This window comes from Dyadobacter frigoris (genome assembly GCF_005280585.1).
Lineage (GTDB): Bacteria > Bacteroidota > Bacteroidia > Cytophagales > Spirosomataceae > Dyadobacter > Dyadobacter frigoris.
This window is the reverse complement of the sequence record NZ_SZVO01000005.1, coordinates 350,175-368,045: the sequence shown is the minus strand read 5'-3', so window position 1 is coordinate 368,045 and position 17,871 is coordinate 350,175. Positions and strand designations below refer to the sequence as shown.

Sequence of the window (17,871 nt, the reverse complement as noted above, 5' to 3'; positions counted from 1 at the left end):
ATCCTGTTTTTATAAGGTTGGTTTAAAAGAATAGAAAATAAGAAACACACAATTTGAAAAATGACTTATTAAACCTGCGTGATATTTTTGCTTACTTCCTGGTAGCAGCAGCAGGTGTGCTCATACAGCTTATAATCGGTACTCTGGCTCAGGATTGGTTTGCCATTACTTACGTACAATCGCTGACAGCAGGATATCTGGTTGCCTTTGTAGCCGGTTTTTTTCTGACAAAAATATTTGCCTTTAGTACCAAAAATAAAACAAAGAGTAAAAGGGAGATGATCAAATTCGCTTTGGTCGCTGCGCTTTCATTTTGCATAACGGTTTACGGTTCGGACGCGTTATTTCGACTTTCCCTTATACTTGTCGGTCAATATAAAATCATGATACCTTTCTCTGTAAAACTGGTTGATATCAATCAATTATTTAGTCTGCTGACCTGTATGGGAATAAGTTTTATCAGTAATTACATTCTTCATAAAAGATTTACCTTTCAGGATACAGGATTTTACGACAGGCTCAAAAGTTTGTTGAGCAAGTAACAGATGCCTTCTTTTGTTTAAAGAAATTTACCAGATTTAAATGCTGGTAATGATATTCTCTTGTGGCAAAAATTTATTTTAAATAATTGAAATAGGTAATTTTTATCTTGTTTTAATTCTATAATTAATGTAACTTTCTTCCAGAAATCGGTGATAAAGTATTGTTAATTTTTGAAAAAAATAGCTTGGATTAAATGAAGAGAATTAGAGAACCATAGTGTAAACAAATCAAAATTTCAAGATCATGAAAACAATATCATTAATGCTTGTTGCGGCCTTTTTATTTGTTTCTTGTTATAATACGCCGAAGAAGGAGAACTCAGAAAAGGAAGGTAATCTGGAAAACGAAAAGAAAGCTATTACGGCAACCATTGAAAAGGAAACCGAATCCTTTTTTGCAAGAGATTATGAGGCGTGGAAATCAAATTATGCCCAAACCGATTACGCTTTCCAGGCCTGGAGTAATGACGACGGAACTTTTGATTCCAATGTTGGCTGGAATGACATTAATAAACAAATCGGAAAATACATTTCTGAAAATCCAGAGCCTGTTTCCAGCCATCCCAAGGTGGAACGGAAGAATATGAAGTACAAATTCTACGGAGATAATGTTGCCTACCTTACCTGGGACCAGTTCAATAGTGACAAACCTGAAAAGAATTTCCATCACAGTAAGGAAGTAAGGCTGATGGAAAAGATAGATGGTCAATGGAAGATTGTCTGCGTTTCTGCTTTCTGGGATTATAAAAACCTTATCCCTGCCAGCCGTTTGCCCCAAATTCAGAGAATTGCCAATGAAAGTGGTGGTAAAACGAAGATCTGAATGACCGGATTAATAGGTCCGGATCGTTCGGTATCAGAAAATTATGTTCGCTTATGAACACTTGTTCTGCCGTATATTTTATTTAATTTTTTATTTAAAATATTGATATTGAGATATTTGAATTTTTAAAAATGTTGAATGGCACACCGAATTTTATTTGGCACGGACTTTTTTAATAGAGAGATAACCATGTTAAATAAACATTCAAATTTTAATAATTATAGCCATGAAAATTTCAACAATTTCCAAATTCGTTTTGTCATTGACATTGTCTCTTTCTCTTGTGTCATTTTCTTACGCCAAAGAAAATGAAGGTGAAAAACTTGATAAAAAAGCTAAAACATCTGCTCTATCCTTCGACGCATCTTTGTACAAAGTAGCCAATACAAACAAAGTGAAACTAGCCATTGATAGAATTCCTGAGGCCACAGTAAGTGTGGTTCTCAAAAACAGTGAAGGAAGTATTATTTATCAGGAAGCTTTAAAAGGTGACAGCCAACCTTACCGCCGCGTCTTCGATGTGGAAGGAATGGAAGACGGAACGTACTATTTCGAATTGTATAATAAAGACCGTAAAATTACTAAAAGGCTGGAAATTACGACTTCTAATAACAAAGTTGTGGTTTTGTAAGAAACAGTTTGTAAGATTTAGAAAAGCTCAGCCGTAAATGGCGGAGCTTTTTTGTTGTTCGAGTTTTAAGGATTTACAATAGTTTGTCAGAGGAAATTATATAGTTGATGACTAAGCTTATAAGGTATTGAAAGTCGTTTATTGTGGGTTTTTTATGTCTTCGTTAAAGATTCAGTTTAGATGTCTTAGCTCATAAGTAAGCAACTTCTAAACGGAAAAATAATTGGGCAAAACGTGCAATATTTCTCGATGTGTCCGAAATGTTCAATAATGGATTGTTTTGTTCGCTAATGAACACTTTTAGGATAGGGATGAATTTTAGGAAATATTTTAAATTACTGATAGTGAGTTATTTGAATTAAAATATACTCTATTTGACATGCGAAATTTTATTTGGCACGGACTTTTTTAACAGATAGATAACCATGTTAAATAAACAATCAAATTTTAAAAATTATAGCCATGAAAATTTCAGCAATTTCCAAATTCGTTTTGTCATTGACACTAGCTTTTTCTCTTGTATCATTCTCTTATGCCAAAGAAAATAAGGTAGAGAAAACAGACAAAAAAGTAAAATCATCTGTTGCTACATTTGATGCTTCGCTTTATAAACTTGTTAATACAAACAAAGTAAAATTAGCGATCGACAAAATTCCGGAAGCATCCGTAAATGTAATTTTGAGAGATAGCAGAGGAAATATAGTTTATCAGGAAGTATTAAAGAAAAACGATGGCCCATACCGCCGCGTTTTTGATGTGGAAGGAATGGAAGACGGAACATATCACTTTGAACTGTATAACAAAGACAATAAAATCATCAAGAAACTGGAAATCGAAACTTCTAATAACAAAGAGGTCGTTTTGTAAAAAAACAACAAGCACACAAAAAATCCCGGCCAGAGATGGCCGGGATTTTTTGTGTCTGAATATTTTCAAATTCAGGATAATTCTTTTTCCGGATCCCAAAACTTGTTATTCCAGTTCTGTACTTTATCGTCCTTGATTTCCAAGCCTTCACTTTCCAGTTTTTCCTGCATGGCGGTGGGTGTTTCAAACTGATGTTTTGCGCTTAATAATCCATTTCTGTTTACTACGCGATGGGCCGGAACGTTATGTTGCGTGTAACTATTGCCGAGAGCCCATCCCACCATTCGGGCACCTCTTTTGGAACCTAAATAAGCAGCAATAGCGCCGTATGAAGTAACGCGTCCTTTGGGAATTAAACGAACGACATCATAAACATTTTCGAAAAAATCGTTGGTAGCCGGGCTATATTTTTCTGCCTTCTTTGCGGTCATCGATTTCCTGCGTTAGTTCCTTATACCATTTCGGGCCGTAAGCACGAATCAAAGGCTCTTTTAAAAACTGATAAAGAGGGACGCCAAGCTCTTGTCCAAAACTGCAAGCCGGACTGCAAATTTCCCAGCGGTCGTAATTCAGTGCGTGATATTGTTCGTATTTTGTGACACGGATAGGATACAAATGACAGGAAATCGGTTTTTTGTAATCAATTTTGCCATCGTTATATGCCTGCTCAATTCCGCATTTTAATATCTTTCTTTCATCGTAAATTGCATAAGCGCATTCTCTTCCATTAATGACCGGCGTTACGAAGTCGCCGTCATCATCAGTTGTATAGGTACCTTCGGCAGCGATAACTCTTTTGCCTTCCTCAGTTAAATACGGCTCTACCTGGCTGTAAATGCTTTCCAGGATAGGTAATTCTTCAGGATCCAAAGGAGCGCCCGAATCTCCCTCCACGCAGCAGGCGCCCATGCATTTGTCCAGATTACAGACAAAAAGCTGGTCTTCAATATCGTCACTGATGCAGGTATTATCAATAAGTATCACTTTGTTTTTTGTTTATTATTGTTGTGGTATTTTAAGTTTTTGACCCACGATAACAGTATTTCCCGATAGTTTATTGAGTTTTTGAAGTTCTTCAATTCCAACATGGTAATTCTGGGAAATCCGGAAAAGTGTTTCTCCAGGTGCTACCGTATGTGTTTTTACTCCTGATCCCTGTGAAGAACGCTCTTCAGCTATTGCTTTTGTATTTCCGGAAACTTTATTTGTTCCGCTTTCCGAAACAGCCGCTGCTTCTTTGCCGACAATCAGTTTCTGTCCAACACTTAATTTTACAATATCATTCAGATGGTTTATCGCCAGAAGTTCTTTTACAGATAAATTATACATTCTGGAAATGCTGTAAAAAGTTTGTCCGGCCTGTACGGTATGGAAATTTGTTGATTCTTTAACTGTAGAAACAACTGGCTTTTCCTTAACCGGCGGCAATGGATTATCAAAAGCAGCTGGTTGAGTATTGGCAGGTGTCCGTGAAGCATTTTCTGATGGTGTAGAGAATGGATTGCTATCCGTTCTCTTAGCAACAGCAACAGGCTTGCCGGCAGGTTTCGCAGCTGGCTTGCTTGGAACTGCTTTTGGTTCAGGTGCCTGCTTGAAAGAGCCATCGCTTCCATCCTGTGTGATTATCACAACGCGGTCATTCGTATTTCCCGACGGAGCCGTTGCCACTGCCGGAATTTCTACGTTTGATGGCGACGAAACAGCAGGTACAACGCCAGGTTGAAAATTCTGATCTTCTTTTGCGATGCTGCTCTGATTTTTATCAACTAGTACCGGTGTATATTTTTTTCTTCCCGAAGCATTTACGGGGATGTCATTTCCTGATTGCGGTTGGGTGGGAGCCGATGTGATCATTGGATCAGTTACCGTTTTGTCACCCGGCTTAGGTGTAATAATTTCAATTGGCGTTTTCCTTGGGCGTTTTTTATTCAACCAAACAACCTGCCCGGTTTGAAGCGGATAATTTTTGCTGATTGTACGGTTGAATTTCAAAAGATTTACCAATCTCAAACCATATTGCTGAGAAATACTTTGCCATGAATCTCCCGTTTTTGCCGTATGAAATGGGATGGCTGCTTTCTTATTTTTTCGAGCCAGATAATAAACATTTCCAGGAATAATAGGCAGATCAACTGACATATCATTGTATTTTAAAAATCTCGGTCTTCTAAGATTCCCCGCTTTGGCAATACTTTTTGCATCATCACCTGCTTTGGCTTCAATACCCGGTAAACCATTTATTTCATAAAATGCATATCCGTTTTTATCATTAGATTTTACATTTGACTTTTTCAGAATCGGGAAACCCGTTTCGTCAGGAATTGCATTGGAAGCTGATGTCGCAGACGATGCTAAAACAGGTTGATTTTGTGCTGGCAATGACAATTTGGAACGTACCGAAGCAACTAAGTTAGAAGGTACTGGTAAGGTCACAAGATATTCTCTGTCGGAAGGAATTTTGTCGCCGCTTACCCAACGGTTATAGCTTTTTAAATCTCGTTCCTGAATACCCAATTCGCTTGAAATTTCAGCAAACGTTTTTCCTTTGCCATATTCTGATTCAATCAGAACCATGGAATTCGTAGTACGATATCTTTCTATACCAGCTTCCAGCGCAATTTTATGTGCAAAAAAACGAAGCATATAGCGATCCGTTTTTCCGTTTAATGTAACTTCTCTTGCATAGGACCAGTTAGCCGGAACAAGTTTTTTTACACCACCTACACCTTGGTAATAAGAATAAAGAGAAGAAACCCAGTTATTCAGCTGCGTATTATTTTTCTTTAAATACCAGGCCGCAGCATGGGTGGACGAACTGATATTTTTTCGTTCATCCACATCCTTATCAACACGAAGGTTTAATTCCTGAGCAGTTTCAGGTTTAAATTGCCAGAAACCAACGGCATTAGAACTTGAAACAACATCCGGCTTGAATGAACTTTCCTGAACGGCCAGATACTTGAAATCAATCGGAACTTCTTCGTCCATCAAAATACTTTCCACGATCGGGAAAAATAATATCGCCCGGTCCATCTTTTCTTCCCAGAATTTCCTGTTCGACATCAGGCTTTTGATATCTTCCTCAATCAGGTTTTGTGCGCTTCTGTCAAATTTAACTGTAATTCCTCCAAACATCACACTCGCCGGAATTTCGGGAGAAGTGCTTTGTGCATTCGCAATTTGAAAGACAAACGAGAAGAAAACCAGTGTGGTTATTTTTAAGTATGTGCCGGAAATTTTGTTCATAAATGATGAAAGCTTGGCTTGTTAGATTTGCGAGTTACAATTTTTGAAGGATCATGAGTCCGTCACGGATTGGCAGCAGGATATTGGATACACGATGATCTTCATGAACCATGTTGTTGAAATCCAATAACGCTTGAGTATCCTTATCTATTTTCTTTAATTCTTTGTCCACTACTTTTCCGCTCCACAAAACATTGTCGGCAAGGATAAATCCTCCGGGCCTGACTTTGTCAATACAAAGATTAAAATAGTTAATGTAATTGATTTTATCAGCATCCATAAACACCAGATCAAAGGCGTCTGTTAATGTCGGGATAATATCCAATGCATTTCCAATTCTGTAATCTATCTGATTACTGAATTCGGATTGATCAAAATAACGTTGGGTAAGGGTTTCAAGCTCTTCATTAATATCGAGGGTAATAAGTTTTCCCCCAATTTTTAATCCTTCACACAGGCAGAGTGCTGAATAACCTGTGTAAGTCCCTATTTCCAAAATTTTCTCAGGGCAAATCATGCGGGAAATCATGGATAAAAACCGCCCTTGCAGATGCCCGGAAAGCATACGGGGATTGAGTACGTTAGCGTGTGTCTCCCGGTTAAGAGATTTTAGCAGTTCGTTTTCATTCTCAGTATGAGTTTCGGAATACACTTCTATTTCTTCCGCCAGAAACTTCATTTGTTGAATGAATTTTAAGGGTTATAAATTGAAAAGCAGCTGTTAGTGAATTATTTATTCTTGACAATCCGCTAACAACTGCTCTTTTCAATAATTAAACATTGGCCACAAGGCCCAATAAATATTTGCCGTAACCGCTTTTTACCAATGGTTTGGCAATTTCGCGCAATTGTTCAGCCGTGATAAAGCCCATACGATAGGCGATTTCTTCAATACATCCCACTTTCAACCCCTGACGTTCTTCAATAACCTGAACAAATTGTCCGGCCTGCATTAATGACTGGAAGGTACCGGTATCAAGCCAGGCCGTTCCTCTGTTCAGAACACCTACTTTCAACTGGTTTTTTTCAAGGTAAACACGGTTCACATCCGTAATTTCCAATTCTCCGCGTGGGGAAGGAGGGATGCTTTTTGCAATTTCAACAACCTGGTTATCATAAAAATACAAACCTGGAACTGCATAATTTGACTTAGGCTTCTCCGGTTTTTCTTCAATTGATAAGGCATTGAAATCTTTATCGAATTCAACAACACCGTAACGCTCAGGATCCTGAACCTGATAAGCGAAAATAACGCCGCCTTCAGGATCATTATTGGATTGTAATAATTGCGAAAGTCCTGATCCGTAGAAAATGTTATCGCCCAGAATAAGTGCTACTTTTTCTTTTCCGATAAATTCTTCGCCAATAATAAATGCCTGCGCAAGTCCATCCGGGCTTGGCTGTACGGCATAAGAAATCGAACATCCCAGACGACTGCCATCACCCAACAATTTCTCAAAATGAGGCAAATCATGGGGTGTGGAAATGATAAGGATTTCTTTGATTCCCGCCAGCATTAAAATCGATAACGGATAATAAATCATCGGTTTGTCATAAACAGGCATAAGCTGTTTACTCACCGCCAACGTAAGTGGATGAAGTCTTGTACCGGATCCACCAGCTAAAATAATTCCTTTCATTTTACTTTTTTCAATGGTTGTATAGTTGTTGTTCTGCCAATTGTCAACAGACAATCGACAAACATACGAACTATCTGGTGGAGTACATTCCGTCGTAATATTTTTGGTATTCTCCTGAGGTAACATTGTTTAACCATTCCTGATTATCAAGATACCAGGTTACAGTTCTTTCCAGGCCTTCCTCAAACTGCAATGAAGGTTTCCATCCAAGTTCTTCGGAAAGTTTCGTAGCGTCGATAGCATAACGAAGATCATGGCCGGCGCGGTCGGTAACGTAGGTGATTAATTTTTCAGTTTCGCCTTCTTCACGTCCCAGTTTTTTGTCCATTACACGGCATAGTAGAAGAACCAGGTCAAGGTTTTTCCACTCGTTATGTCCGCCAATGTTATAAGTTTCGCCATTTTTCCCTTTGTGGAAAATGGTATCGATCGCAATTGCGTGATCTTCTACAAAAAGCCAGTCACGAACATTTTCACCCTTTCCATAAACTGGAAGCGGTTTGTTTTGGATAATGTTATGGATCATCAGCGGAATCAGTTTTTCCGGGAAATGATTTGGGCCATAGTTATTTGAACAGTTTGAAATAACAACCGGAAGATTATAAGTATTCTGGTATGCTCTTACAAAATGATCCGAAGAAGCTTTTGAAGCAGAATATGGAGAGCGAGGATCGTAACTGGTTGTTTCAGTAAAGAAAGTTCCCGGATCATGCAATTCACCATAAACTTCATCCGTAGAAACGTGATAAAATCTGTGATCGGCCAGGTTTTCTTTCCAGGCTTTTTTAGCAGCATTCAATAGATTAACCGTTCCAACCACATTGGTCATCACAAAAGACATGGGATCAGAGATTGAACGGTCAACGTGACTTTCTGCTGCCAGGTGAATAATCCCGTGAAAATCCGTTCCAGAAATTAATTTGTCAATAAATTCCGCATCAACGATATCACCTTTTACAAAAGTGTAATTTGAAGCATTTTCGATATCACGAAGATTTTCCAGATTTCCTGCATAAGTCAGGGCATCCAGATTGTAAATATGATATTCAGGATGGTGTAATACAAAACGGCGAACGACGTGTGAACCTATGAAACCGGCACCACCGGTGATTAATATCTTTTTCATTTTTTTGGAGTTATTTTTAGTTGCCAATTCCATGCATCAAGAAGCGCATCTGCCATCGTTTTTTCAGCAGTCCATTTCATGACGGAATTTACTTTGTCTGATTGAGCATAAATTTTTTCCACATCACCTTCTCTGCGTGGCCCGATGGAATAATTAAGCTTTTCACCGCTTACTTTTTCAAATGTGTTGATAAGTTCCAAAACGGTGTAACCTTGTCCGGTTCCTACATTGAAAACGTCATAGTAATTTTTCTCAGTCTGTGCGTCAAGTAGCTGAAGTGCTTTTAAATGCGCTTTTGCCAAATCCACCACGTGAATAAAATCACGGACACAAGTCCCGTCCGCTGTATCATAATCACTGCCGAAAACCGTTAATGACTTGCGAAGTCCGGCGGCTGTTTGTGTAATGAAAGGTACCAGGTTACTTGGAACTCCGTTTGGTAATTCGCCAATCAAAGAAGTTTTATGTGCTCCGATCGGGTTGAAATAGCGTAATGAAATCGCTTTAATTCCCGGCGCAGAATGAACGTGGTCGCGGATAATATCCTCAGCTATTGCCTTGGTATTGCCATATGGAGAATTTGCAGGTTTACGAGGCGTGCTTTCTGTAACAGGCAGAGCATCAGGCTGACCGTAAACGGTACAGGAAGAGGAGAAAACAAATTTGTCAACGTTGTATTCCTTCATTACCTTTAATAAGACAAGCAAGGAAATAATATTATTTTCATAATAATTTAACGGTTTTTCAACTGATTCTCCGACTGCCTTGTAGGCTGCGAAATGAATTACACCGTCAAATTTTTCTTTTTCAAAAACAGCTCTTACTTTTTCTATATCATTACAGTCAATTTCATAAAAGGGGAAATCTTTGCCCGTAATGCCTTTAATTCCGTTGAGTACTTCGCGATTTGAATTGTAAAGATTGTCAAGAATAACAGGCTCAAAACCGGCTTCATGCAGTTCAACAACGGTATGTGAACCAATAAAGCCCGCTCCGCCGGTAACAAGAATTTTCATAGGAATGATCTTAAAAGAAATTTGTGGTAAGTATGAAAATTATATCTAAAAGTTTCATTTTGAACTTCCAAAACTGAATTTTGAAGCGATATAGTGTGTGAAACAACTCTTCAAAATACAATTTTTTTCCGGGCAAAAGTAGAAAATTTGACGTCCATAAAAAAAAAATGTTTTTATTTATCCGTTGGTTGTTAAAAGCAGATTCGACAGAAAATGAACAAGAGAGAAATAAAGGCGCTGATATCTTTACTTGATGACGAAGATCATGAAGTAACACAGCACGTTGAGGGGAAGATCTTATCATTAGGTGGAAATGTGATTCCGTTTCTGGAAACAGAATGGGAAGAAAGCTTCAATCCGAATCTTCAGCGTAAAATAGAAGAACTGATTCATGAGCTTCAGCTAAGTATCATGAATGAAAGATTGCAGTCGTGGAAAAATGGCGGCGGTCTGGATTTAATGGAAGGTATGTGGATTTTGTCGACCTACCATTATCCTGAGCTTTCGCTCGACAATCTTAAAACGATTGTTGAACAGCTTTACTATGATATCTGGATACAGTTTCAGGAAGAAATGAATCCGATCGATCAGATCAAGCGCATTAATAGTATATTTTTTGGTACCATGAATTTCGCGGCGAATACAAAAAGTTTTCATTCGCCGTCGAATTCAATGATCAATGTGGTGCTGGAAAACCGCCGTGGAAATCCTATTACTTTGTGTGTGATTTATTTGCTGATTGCACGTAAACTTGGTTTGCCGGTTTATGGAGTCAATCTTCCAAATTTGTTTGTGTTGACTTACAAAAGCCATAATACGCAGTTTTATATTAATGTTTTCAATCGCGGTATTATCTTTTCAAAAACCGATATTGACCATTACATAGCACAGCTGAACATTAAGCCAAAGGAGATTTTTTACAACCCCTGTACTAATCTTGAGATTATTCAGCGGGTATTACGTAACCTGATTTTATCATACGAAAAAACAGGAGAACAGGAAAAGATCAAGGAAATTGAAAATATTTTGAAATCAACTTTGGAAAGTTTCGGAGACGACAGTATTTAAACCGAAACTGCCAGACAGTAATCGTCAAACCAGCGGATGTGGATGTTTGAATTGACTTTGAGATCTTCGTCATCATCAGATAAAATTCCATCCACAATCACTTGTGACTTATCAAACGGTTTGATATAAATTGAATTTTTAAAGCTGATTTTCTTTTTTCCATACAACTTGTAGATCGCTTCTTTCGCACACCAATACATGCAAAGGACTTCCAGATGATTATTGGCATGTTCAAATTCAGGAGCAGAAAGGAATTTGCCCGAAGTTCTTTGAAGTTTCAGGTCTGTTTTTTCCATATCAATCCCGACTGGAGCGGAGGCGTTGATCACTGCGGCAACATAATCAAAGGTATGGGTGATAGAAATATGTGAGGCGTTGTTGACAAGAAATGCTTTTCCATGTTCGTCTTTATGGGTTCCTTCGTAATTGAAACCAAATTGTTCTACCAGAATTTTAATCAGTATCCGGCTGGCCAGCCATTCGCGTTTTTTTTGCGGATGCGATATCGTTTCCAGATCATCCAGATTATACGAGGAGCCCAGGCTTTCGTGCAATTCAGATTCAGTTTCTGTCAACTTCCAGAGTAGTAAGGTACTAGTCTCCTCAATCTTTTCGGAATGAACGAGCGGCATATTATTTCTGTTTTAAATCGAGCGGTTAGCCGTTAGCGTTTAGCTTTTAGTGCGGCTCAATCGGTTATTATATTGTAAAGGCAGTTTGTTTATAACTGTTTAAGTTTTACAAAAGACGTCTTAATTTTTATATAAATTTACAAAAGCAGGTTACTGTTTTACTACTATTAATGCTAATGGCCAACTGCCAAAAGCTTCATACAATGATAATTCGCAAAGTAGACACTTTTTCCGGTCATCGCGACAGCGTTTACACAATTATTTCTGACAACACCGGTCATGGCTTTTATTCTGCCGGGGGTGATGGTTTTGTGATACACTGGGATTTGAAAAAACCGGATATGGGAAAACTGGTTGCAAAAGCAGGTGTTTCGGTCTATTCGCTTTGTTTGGATGTAACAAATGATTTTCTGTGGATCGGGCAAAATTTTGAAGGAATTCAAGTGCTTGATACCGTTAACAATAAAATTGAATATGCGTCAAAAGTCACGGCTTCGGCGATTTTTGATATTAAAATCTGGCAAAATAAAGCGTTGCTTGCCTTGGGTGATGGTGTAATTGCTGTGATGGATGTGCCCTCGCTTTCTGTACAAAAACATATTAAAGTTGCTAATAATAGTGTAAGGTCGATTTCTGTAAATCCGGTTACCGGAGAATTTGCTGTTGGAGACAGTGACTGGAATGTTCACATTTTTGATTTTGACGGATTCAAATTAAAAAAAACAATTTCTGCACACACTAATTCGGTTTTTTCCGTTCAATATTCTCCGGATGGGAATTTTCTTTTTTCAACTGGCCGGGATGCGCACATCAAAATATGGGATGTTCATAACCAATATGAGGCTGTAAAAGATGTTGCTGCGCATATGTACGCGGTTAATCACGTTACTTTTAGTCCGGATGGCAAACATTTTGCAACATGCAGTATGGACAAATCCATTAAGTTATGGGATGCGGAAACATTCAGGCTGAAAAAAATAATTGACCGTTCACGTCTGGCTGGACATGCCACTTCGGTGAACAAATTACTCTGGACAAACTTTGAAAATCAGTTAGTATCATGCAGCGATGACCGCATGATTTCGGTTTGGGAAGTAGCCATTTAATATGGTTTAAAAGTGTAATTCAGTCAAATACTTTGAAATGTTGGTCATATGTCTTTATCTTAGACGACCGTTACGAATTAAATTTAAAAGCATATATCCATCATGAAAATTTCAGCAATAGACATACGTAAACATACGTTTGAAAAGATTTTCAGAGGTTACAACCCCGACGAAGTTGATGCATTTCTTAACTCTTTGTCGCAGGAATGGGAGCGCTTTACGAGTGAAAACAGCATGTTAAAAATGCAGTTGGATTATGCAGAAAAAGAACTTAGTAAGTTAAAAGATATAGAATCTACACTTTTCCGTACACTAAAATCTGCGGAAGATGTGAGTAAACAAATTGAAAAAGAGGCGATTGAGTCTGCCGATAAACGAATTGGCGAATCCAAAGAACAGGCTAATAACCTGATTGAGGAGGCAGAAAAGAGAACGAACCAGATTATTTTTGAAACGGAAGATCGTCTTAAAAAATTCAAGGAAGATTTTGCGGTTGAGATTAAAAATCAGGAGCGCGATTTCCGTGCAATTGAAAATTTCAGAGATAATCTTGTTGTACAGCTTTCTTCTTTGGCTAATAATACGATTGAAACGGTTGAAAGATTTGAGAACAAATATGATAAGGAATCTGTCCTGAACAGGATGGAGGAAATCAAACAGCATGTTGCTGAAATTGAGATTCCTAAAAAGGTTGCTCTCCCCATTGAGGTTGAAAAATTGGAACCTGAGGCTGCAGAAGCTGCCGTTGTTCTGAATGATGAAACGCCGGAAGTGGCATTTGAAATTGTTCCAACACCAGAGGAAGCAGACGAACCATTTTTGGTAGAAGAGGAAATTATTGAAGAGGAGCCTAAAACGGTTTTAGAACAGGAGGAGGTTGAGGCGGTTATTGAAGAGATAGAAGAAATTTCAGTACCAACTGTAAAAGAAGAAGATTTAAGTGCGGCAGATGCAGCTACGGAGGCATTGGCAGAATTGCGAAAATCCCGTGAGACACGTGAAGCTGCGCAACGTGAGACGGTACAACGCGAACCTGTAAATACATTTAGAGAAAAATCTCAGGAACCGGTTTTGCCAAAAAGTACAGGCGGATCATTCTTTGACCAAATATAATTTACATTGGGTACTATCGCATTAGAAGGCCTGGAGTTTTTTGCCTATCACGGCTACTACCCGGAAGAACAAAGAATTGGTAACAAGTACGCTCTGGACATCACAATCAATACTGATTTCATTGAAGCGGCCGTCAAAGATAAGCTAAGCGCGACAGTCAACTATGAAACGCTGTACCAGATTGCTGCAAAAGTGATGCAGGAACCGGCGAAACTGTTGGAGCATATCGGTTTCAAAGTTATCGCCAGCGTAAGAGAGCATTATCCGGATGTACAAAAAGTTACAGTCCGGGTTTCAAAATTTAATCCGCCGATTGGTGGAGTTTGTACGAGGGCGACGATTATGATGGAAGGATAACTTTTTAATTGTTAATGATTAATTGTTAAGGGATAATGACTTGGAATTAAGAATTGATTGAGAATAAAAGCGTTTTATAAAATAGAAAAGCCAACTTTTTAGGGTTGGCTTTTTTGGTTTTAGAAGACTTTGCTTTTCAAATTATATTTTATCAAGCAGGATATTCGTGTGGAAGTGGGATGTTGATCCTTTCGTTCCATGGCAAACCTTGTGTATTCAAATGTGCCATAAATGGATCCGGGTTTAGCTCTTCGCAGTTCCAAACACCTGGTTTCATCCATTCCTCATTTGTCAGCATAAGCATTGCGCCGATCATAGCCGGAACTCCGGTTGTATAACTTACTGCTTGTGCGTGAACTTCTTTGTAACATTCGGCGTGGTCACAGTTATTCCATACGTAATAAGTAGTTTCTTCGCCATCTTTTGTTCCCTTGATCTGGCATCCGATGGAAGTTTGTCCGGAATAATTTTCTCCCAAAGAATCAGGGGCCGGAAGAACAGCTTTCAAAAATTCAAGAGGAATGATATCCATACCCTTAAATTTAATAGGGTGAATACTCGTCATCCCTACGTTTTCCAACACATTTAAGTGTGTAATATAAGCCTGTCCGAATGTCATCCAGAAACGGGCGCGTTTCAAAGTCGGGAAGTTTTTTACCAATGATTCAAGTTCTTCATGGTAAAGAACATAACTTTCTTTTGGTCCGATTCCAGGATATTCGATTGGTTTGTGAATGGACATGGCTTCTATTTCAATCCATTCTCCATTTTCCCAGTAACGGCCAGGCTGCGTAATTTCACGAATATTGATTTCAGGATTGAAATTCGTTGCAAATGCTTTTCCGTGGTCACCGGCATTACAGTCGATGATGTCCAGATAATGCATTTCGTCGAAATAATGTTTGTTGGCGTAAGAAGTGAAAACCTGGGTAACGCCCGGGTCAAAACCACATCCTAACAAAGCCATTAAACCAGCTTCTTTAAAACGTTGCTGATAAGCCCATTGCCAGCTATATTCAAATTTGGCGACATCTTTTGGTTCATAATTTGCTGTATCCAGATAATGAACACCCGTTGCAAGACAAGCTTCCATGATTGTTAAATCCTGGTAAGGAAGTGCAACGTTGATTAGCAATTTTGGCTGGAAGCGTTTGATCAGCATCACAGTTTCGGCAACGATATCAGCGTCAACCTGAGCTGTTTCGATGTCAACTCCATGCATTTCTTTAATTTCGCCTGCAATTTTATCGCATTTTGCTTTTGTACGACTTGCAAGCATAATGCTCGTAAATACATGGCTGTTCAGTGCACATTTATGCGCCACCACACTTCCGACGCCGCCGGCACCAATAATAAGAACTTTGGACATTTGTTTTTTTAATGAATAATTGCGTGAATGATTGAATGAGCGATTCGTTTCCCGGCTTCACTAATAAAAATGAATGCCAGAGATCACTTGTTCACAAATTGCTGACGATTCGTTTCAAAAAGTTTGCTGAAAGCTTGCTTCTGGTTTAATCGCCTTTTCAATTGCAAAGATAGGACGGCCAAATGTTTTTTTGTTAATTCAGCGTTAATTTAACATTCGAGTCATGGATATTTTGCTGCTTGTTGCCGGCATAGCGTGTTTGTTCGCAGGACTTGCCGGAGCAATTTTGCCTCTTCCAGGACCGGCTTTAAGTTTTGCCGGACTTCTTTTATTACATATCAGTAAATTCGCAGAATTTAGTCAAACTACACTTTACACGCTGGGTTTTATTACCATAGTTATCGCTGTGCTGGATTATTATATTCCTGTGTGGGGAACTAAAAAATTTGGGGGAACTCGTTATGGAGCCATTGGTGCGACGCTTGGTTTGCTTGCCGGTTTTCTTTTTATTCCGGCTATCGGTATTTTCATTGGAACATTTCTTGGTGCCTTGCTTGGAGAGTTAATAGGTGGGGCGAAAATAAAAGCGGCTTTGAAATCAGCTTTGGGTTCATTTGTCGGTTTTCTGACGGGGATTATTATTCAGGTTTTTCTTTGTCTGGTCATGATTGGTTTTGCAGTTGCAGAACTTTGGAAAAATATATAATCGTTCCTTGTGTCAAAACAACACGTTTGTAGTTGATAATCAAAGATTAAATAAAAAATCCTTGCAGCAAAGCCGCAAGGATTTCTTTTTAACCTAAACTAAATCGAACTTATTACATATTTGTAACGCACACGTTCTAGTTTTCATTTGATTTTTTTTCATCTTTTTTCACTTCTTCTTTCTTTTTCTCTACTAAGTCTCCTGTTTTTAGTGTTTTGGACACAACGATATATGGTCCGGAGATAATTTCATCGCCTTCTTTTAATCCCGATAAAACCTCGATATTTTCAAAATCACTGATCCCGGTTTTTACTTCACGCATTTCGGCTTTTCCTTTTACCGCAATAAAAACAACCTCTTTAACAGCCTCTTCTTTTTGTCCTTTTGGTTTTTCCGGTGCAGCTTCATCAGGCTTTTTATCTTTGTCATCGACGGCCGGCGTATTATTTCTTGTAGTTACAGACGCAATCGGGACGGAGATAACTTTATCTTTTCTGTTTGTGATGATTTCTACTGAGGCCGTCATACCCGGCTTAAATGGATAAGATCTTTTGTTACGCGTCGCCATCAGGTCGCTGAATGAAGTATTCAGGATTTTAACTTTAACTTCAAATTCAGTTACGGCATCTGTGGATATGCTCGCTGCGGCTGTTGCGGTCGATGAGGCAAGGCCAGCGGCAGTATTCGCAATTTCTTTAACAATACCTTTGAATTTACGTCCTGATGCGCTGTAAGCATCCACGTCAATTTCAGCAGTATCACCCAAAGTAACGCGGACAATATCATTTTCGTTAACATTAACACGCACTTCCATATTACTCAAATTGGCAATCCGCATCATTTCAGTTCCTGCCATTTGTGAAGTTCCAACAACACGTTCTCCCACTTCTACATTTAGCAAAGAAATAATCCCGCTTACCGGTGCGAAAATTGTTGTTTTACGTAAGTTTTCAGCTGCATCGCGAAGACTTGCCTCTGCACTTTTGATATTAAAGAGAGCTGCGGAAACATTTGCTTTTGACGATTCAAGATCTTGTTTTGCTATGTCATAATTAGAGGCGAACTGCTCAAAATCGGATGCAGAAATTACTTTGTCATTATATAGTTTTTTATTCCGTTCAAAGATCGTTTTTGATTGAGATAATTTAGCTTCGGCTTGTAGAACCAATGCTTTGGTTTGTTCATGATTTGCCTTGCTGGAATTAACCGCAGCCTGTGCCCGGGCCATTAATGATTCATAATTATCCGGGCGGATTTTTAACAATAACTGGCCTTTTACAACCGAATCACCTTCTGCAACGTAAAGATTGGTAATTTCACCGGATACGTCCGGACTTAATTTTACTTCTACCTCGGGCTGAACTTTCCCGGAAGCACTCACGCGTTCAATAATGTCGGTGCGTTTCACCTTCGTGAATTCTACCTCGGCTGGTTTCGGCTGTCCGATATATCCGGCCTGTTTTGCTCCGAATAATCCGGCGACAAGAAGTACAACAATACCTCCTACAATCCACCATATTCGTTTTGAAGATTTACGCGCCATAATTCGTTTTTTGGTTTACAGTTATTTTATTTTTCGGGTCAGCAGAAATCCTGCTGCTATTAATGTTTTCTTTATGGTGATTTGTC

The 17,871-nt window shown here is 38.7% G+C and carries 19 protein-coding genes; 9 read left to right on the top strand and 10 right to left on the bottom strand.

Annotation, left to right across the window (positions count from 1 at the left end; translation table 11 throughout):
* Positions 1-53: 53 nt before the first annotated feature.
* The 4 genes from FDK13_RS12955 (at position 54) to FDK13_RS12940 (ending at position 2,863) form a co-directional block, all read left to right on the top strand.
* Positions 54-542 (top strand): GtrA family protein, encoded by a 489-nt coding sequence (locus FDK13_RS12955; protein WP_137340410.1) that lies wholly within the window; start codon positions 54-56, stop codon positions 540-542.
* 244 nt (positions 543-786) lie between these two features.
* Positions 787-1,365, top strand: coding sequence for a hypothetical protein (locus tag FDK13_RS12950; RefSeq protein ID WP_137340409.1), 579 nt, complete (start codon positions 787-789; stop codon positions 1,363-1,365).
* Between the two features lie 226 nt (positions 1,366-1,591).
* On the top strand, positions 1,592-1,996 hold the full coding sequence (locus FDK13_RS12945) for a T9SS type A sorting domain-containing protein (RefSeq protein ID WP_137340408.1): 405 nt from the start codon (positions 1,592-1,594) through the stop codon (positions 1,994-1,996).
* Between the two features lie 462 nt (positions 1,997-2,458).
* Positions 2,459-2,863, top strand: coding sequence for a T9SS type A sorting domain-containing protein (locus FDK13_RS12940; protein WP_137340407.1), 405 nt, complete (start codon positions 2,459-2,461; stop codon positions 2,861-2,863).
* Positions 2,864-2,934: 71 nt separating this feature from the next.
* Here FDK13_RS12940 and FDK13_RS12935 read toward each other — a convergent pair whose 3' ends face one another.
* From FDK13_RS12935 to galE, 7 genes are all read right to left on the bottom strand, one after another.
* Positions 2,935-3,294 (bottom strand): MGMT family protein, encoded by a 360-nt coding sequence (locus FDK13_RS12935; RefSeq protein ID WP_137340406.1) that lies wholly within the window; start codon positions 3,292-3,294, stop codon positions 2,935-2,937.
* Positions 3,266-3,847, bottom strand: a complete 582-nt coding sequence (locus tag FDK13_RS12930; RefSeq protein WP_137340405.1) for a DUF3109 family protein — start codon at positions 3,845-3,847, stop codon at positions 3,266-3,268. The genes FDK13_RS12935 and FDK13_RS12930 overlap by 29 nt, the downstream gene beginning before the upstream one ends.
* A 15-nt stretch (positions 3,848-3,862) precedes the next feature.
* A complete protein-coding gene (locus FDK13_RS12925; protein WP_137340404.1) occupies positions 3,863-6,109 on the bottom strand; it encodes a LysM peptidoglycan-binding domain-containing protein in 2,247 nt (748 codons plus the stop codon).
* Between the two features lie 34 nt (positions 6,110-6,143).
* On the bottom strand, positions 6,144-6,788 hold the full coding sequence (locus tag FDK13_RS12920; protein WP_137340403.1) for an O-methyltransferase: 645 nt from the start codon (positions 6,786-6,788) through the stop codon (positions 6,144-6,146).
* Between the two features lie 94 nt (positions 6,789-6,882).
* The gene (rfbA, locus tag FDK13_RS12915) at positions 6,883-7,749 is read right to left on the bottom strand and encodes a glucose-1-phosphate thymidylyltransferase RfbA (RefSeq protein ID WP_137340402.1); all 867 of its coding nucleotides are present in this window, start codon (positions 7,747-7,749) and stop codon (positions 6,883-6,885) included.
* Between the two features lie 70 nt (positions 7,750-7,819).
* On the bottom strand, positions 7,820-8,875 hold the full coding sequence (gene rfbB, locus FDK13_RS12910; protein ID WP_137340401.1) for a dTDP-glucose 4,6-dehydratase: 1,056 nt from the start codon (positions 8,873-8,875) through the stop codon (positions 7,820-7,822).
* Positions 8,872-9,891 carry a UDP-glucose 4-epimerase GalE gene (gene galE / locus FDK13_RS12905; RefSeq protein WP_137340400.1) on the bottom strand — a complete coding sequence of 340 codons (1,020 nt, stop codon included), beginning with the start codon at positions 9,889-9,891 and terminating at the stop codon, positions 8,872-8,874. The genes rfbB and galE overlap by 4 nt, the downstream gene beginning before the upstream one ends.
* Before the next feature lie 213 nt (positions 9,892-10,104).
* On the opposite strand from galE, the gene FDK13_RS12900 reads away from it, so the two are divergent.
* The gene (locus tag FDK13_RS12900; protein WP_137340399.1) at positions 10,105-10,959 is read left to right on the top strand and encodes a transglutaminase-like domain-containing protein; all 855 of its coding nucleotides are present in this window, start codon (positions 10,105-10,107) and stop codon (positions 10,957-10,959) included.
* On the opposite strand, the gene FDK13_RS12895 is transcribed toward FDK13_RS12900, so the two are convergent.
* Positions 10,956-11,591 (bottom strand): 4'-phosphopantetheinyl transferase family protein, encoded by a 636-nt coding sequence (locus tag FDK13_RS12895; protein WP_137340398.1) that lies wholly within the window; start codon positions 11,589-11,591, stop codon positions 10,956-10,958. The genes FDK13_RS12900 and FDK13_RS12895 overlap by 4 nt on opposite strands.
* A gap of 203 nt (positions 11,592-11,794) precedes the next feature.
* Here FDK13_RS12895 and FDK13_RS12890 point away from each other — a divergent pair, with 203 nt between their 5' ends.
* The 3 genes from FDK13_RS12890 to folB all read left to right on the top strand — a co-directional run bounded on the left by FDK13_RS12890 (position 11,795) and on the right by folB (position 14,167).
* Complete coding sequence (locus FDK13_RS12890) at positions 11,795-12,697, top strand: WD40 repeat domain-containing protein (RefSeq protein ID WP_137340397.1); 903 nt, start codon at positions 11,795-11,797, stop codon at positions 12,695-12,697.
* 102 nt (positions 12,698-12,799) lie between these two features.
* The gene (locus tag FDK13_RS12885) at positions 12,800-13,810 is read left to right on the top strand and encodes a DivIVA domain-containing protein (protein ID WP_137340396.1); all 1,011 of its coding nucleotides are present in this window, start codon (positions 12,800-12,802) and stop codon (positions 13,808-13,810) included.
* Between the two features lie 6 nt (positions 13,811-13,816).
* Positions 13,817-14,167: a dihydroneopterin aldolase gene (gene folB / locus FDK13_RS12880; RefSeq protein WP_137340395.1), complete on the top strand. Its 351-nt coding sequence runs from the start codon at positions 13,817-13,819 to the stop codon at positions 14,165-14,167.
* A 151-nt stretch (positions 14,168-14,318) separates the two neighbouring features.
* On the opposite strand, the gene FDK13_RS12875 is transcribed toward folB, so the two are convergent.
* The gene (locus tag FDK13_RS12875) at positions 14,319-15,536 is read right to left on the bottom strand and encodes a saccharopine dehydrogenase family protein (protein ID WP_137340394.1); all 1,218 of its coding nucleotides are present in this window, start codon (positions 15,534-15,536) and stop codon (positions 14,319-14,321) included.
* Positions 15,537-15,759: 223 nt separating this feature from the next.
* On the opposite strand from FDK13_RS12875, the gene FDK13_RS12870 reads away from it, so the two are divergent.
* The gene (locus tag FDK13_RS12870) at positions 15,760-16,242 is read left to right on the top strand and encodes a DUF456 domain-containing protein (protein WP_137340393.1); all 483 of its coding nucleotides are present in this window, start codon (positions 15,760-15,762) and stop codon (positions 16,240-16,242) included.
* Positions 16,243-16,378: 136 nt separating this feature from the next.
* Here the strand turns inward: FDK13_RS12870 and FDK13_RS12865 are convergent, their stop codons facing one another.
* Positions 16,379-17,785 carry an efflux RND transporter periplasmic adaptor subunit gene (locus FDK13_RS12865; protein WP_137340392.1) on the bottom strand — a complete coding sequence of 469 codons (1,407 nt, stop codon included), beginning with the start codon at positions 17,783-17,785 and terminating at the stop codon, positions 16,379-16,381.
* Positions 17,786-17,871: the final 86 nt, after the last annotated feature.

Excerpts from the sequence above, each read along its gene's own strand:
- FDK13_RS12950 (WP_137340409.1), top strand. The coding sequence starts at position 787 with ATGAAAACAATATCATTAATGCTTGTTGCGGCCTTTTTATTTGTTTCT.
- FDK13_RS12935 (WP_137340406.1), bottom strand. The coding sequence starts at position 3,294 with ATGACCGCAAAGAAGGCAGAAAAATATAGCCCGGCTACCAACGATTTT.
- FDK13_RS12940 (WP_137340407.1), top strand. The coding sequence starts at position 2,459 with ATGAAAATTTCAGCAATTTCCAAATTCGTTTTGTCATTGACACTAGCT.
- FDK13_RS12875 (WP_137340394.1), bottom strand. The coding sequence starts at position 15,536 with ATGTCCAAAGTTCTTATTATTGGTGCCGGCGGCGTCGGAAGTGTGGTG.
- FDK13_RS12885 (WP_137340396.1), top strand. The coding sequence starts at position 12,800 with ATGAAAATTTCAGCAATAGACATACGTAAACATACGTTTGAAAAGATT.
- FDK13_RS12945 (WP_137340408.1), top strand. The coding sequence starts at position 1,592 with ATGAAAATTTCAACAATTTCCAAATTCGTTTTGTCATTGACATTGTCT.
- rfbB (WP_137340401.1), bottom strand. The coding sequence starts at position 8,875 with ATGAAAAAGATATTAATCACCGGTGGTGCCGGTTTCATAGGTTCACAC.
- FDK13_RS12890 (WP_137340397.1), top strand. The coding sequence starts at position 11,795 with ATGATAATTCGCAAAGTAGACACTTTTTCCGGTCATCGCGACAGCGTT.
- FDK13_RS12900 (WP_137340399.1), top strand. The coding sequence starts at position 10,105 with ATGAACAAGAGAGAAATAAAGGCGCTGATATCTTTACTTGATGACGAA.
- galE (WP_137340400.1), bottom strand. The coding sequence starts at position 9,891 with ATGAAAATTCTTGTTACCGGCGGAGCGGGCTTTATTGGTTCACATACC.
- FDK13_RS12870 (WP_137340393.1), top strand. The coding sequence starts at position 15,760 with ATGGATATTTTGCTGCTTGTTGCCGGCATAGCGTGTTTGTTCGCAGGA.
- FDK13_RS12925 (WP_137340404.1), bottom strand. The coding sequence starts at position 6,109 with ATGAACAAAATTTCCGGCACATACTTAAAAATAACCACACTGGTTTTC.
- rfbA (WP_137340402.1), bottom strand. The coding sequence starts at position 7,749 with ATGAAAGGAATTATTTTAGCTGGTGGATCCGGTACAAGACTTCATCCA.
- FDK13_RS12865 (WP_137340392.1), bottom strand. The coding sequence starts at position 17,785 with ATGGCGCGTAAATCTTCAAAACGAATATGGTGGATTGTAGGAGGTATT.
- FDK13_RS12920 (WP_137340403.1), bottom strand. The coding sequence starts at position 6,788 with ATGAAGTTTCTGGCGGAAGAAATAGAAGTGTATTCCGAAACTCATACT.
- FDK13_RS12895 (WP_137340398.1), bottom strand. The coding sequence starts at position 11,591 with ATGCCGCTCGTTCATTCCGAAAAGATTGAGGAGACTAGTACCTTACTA.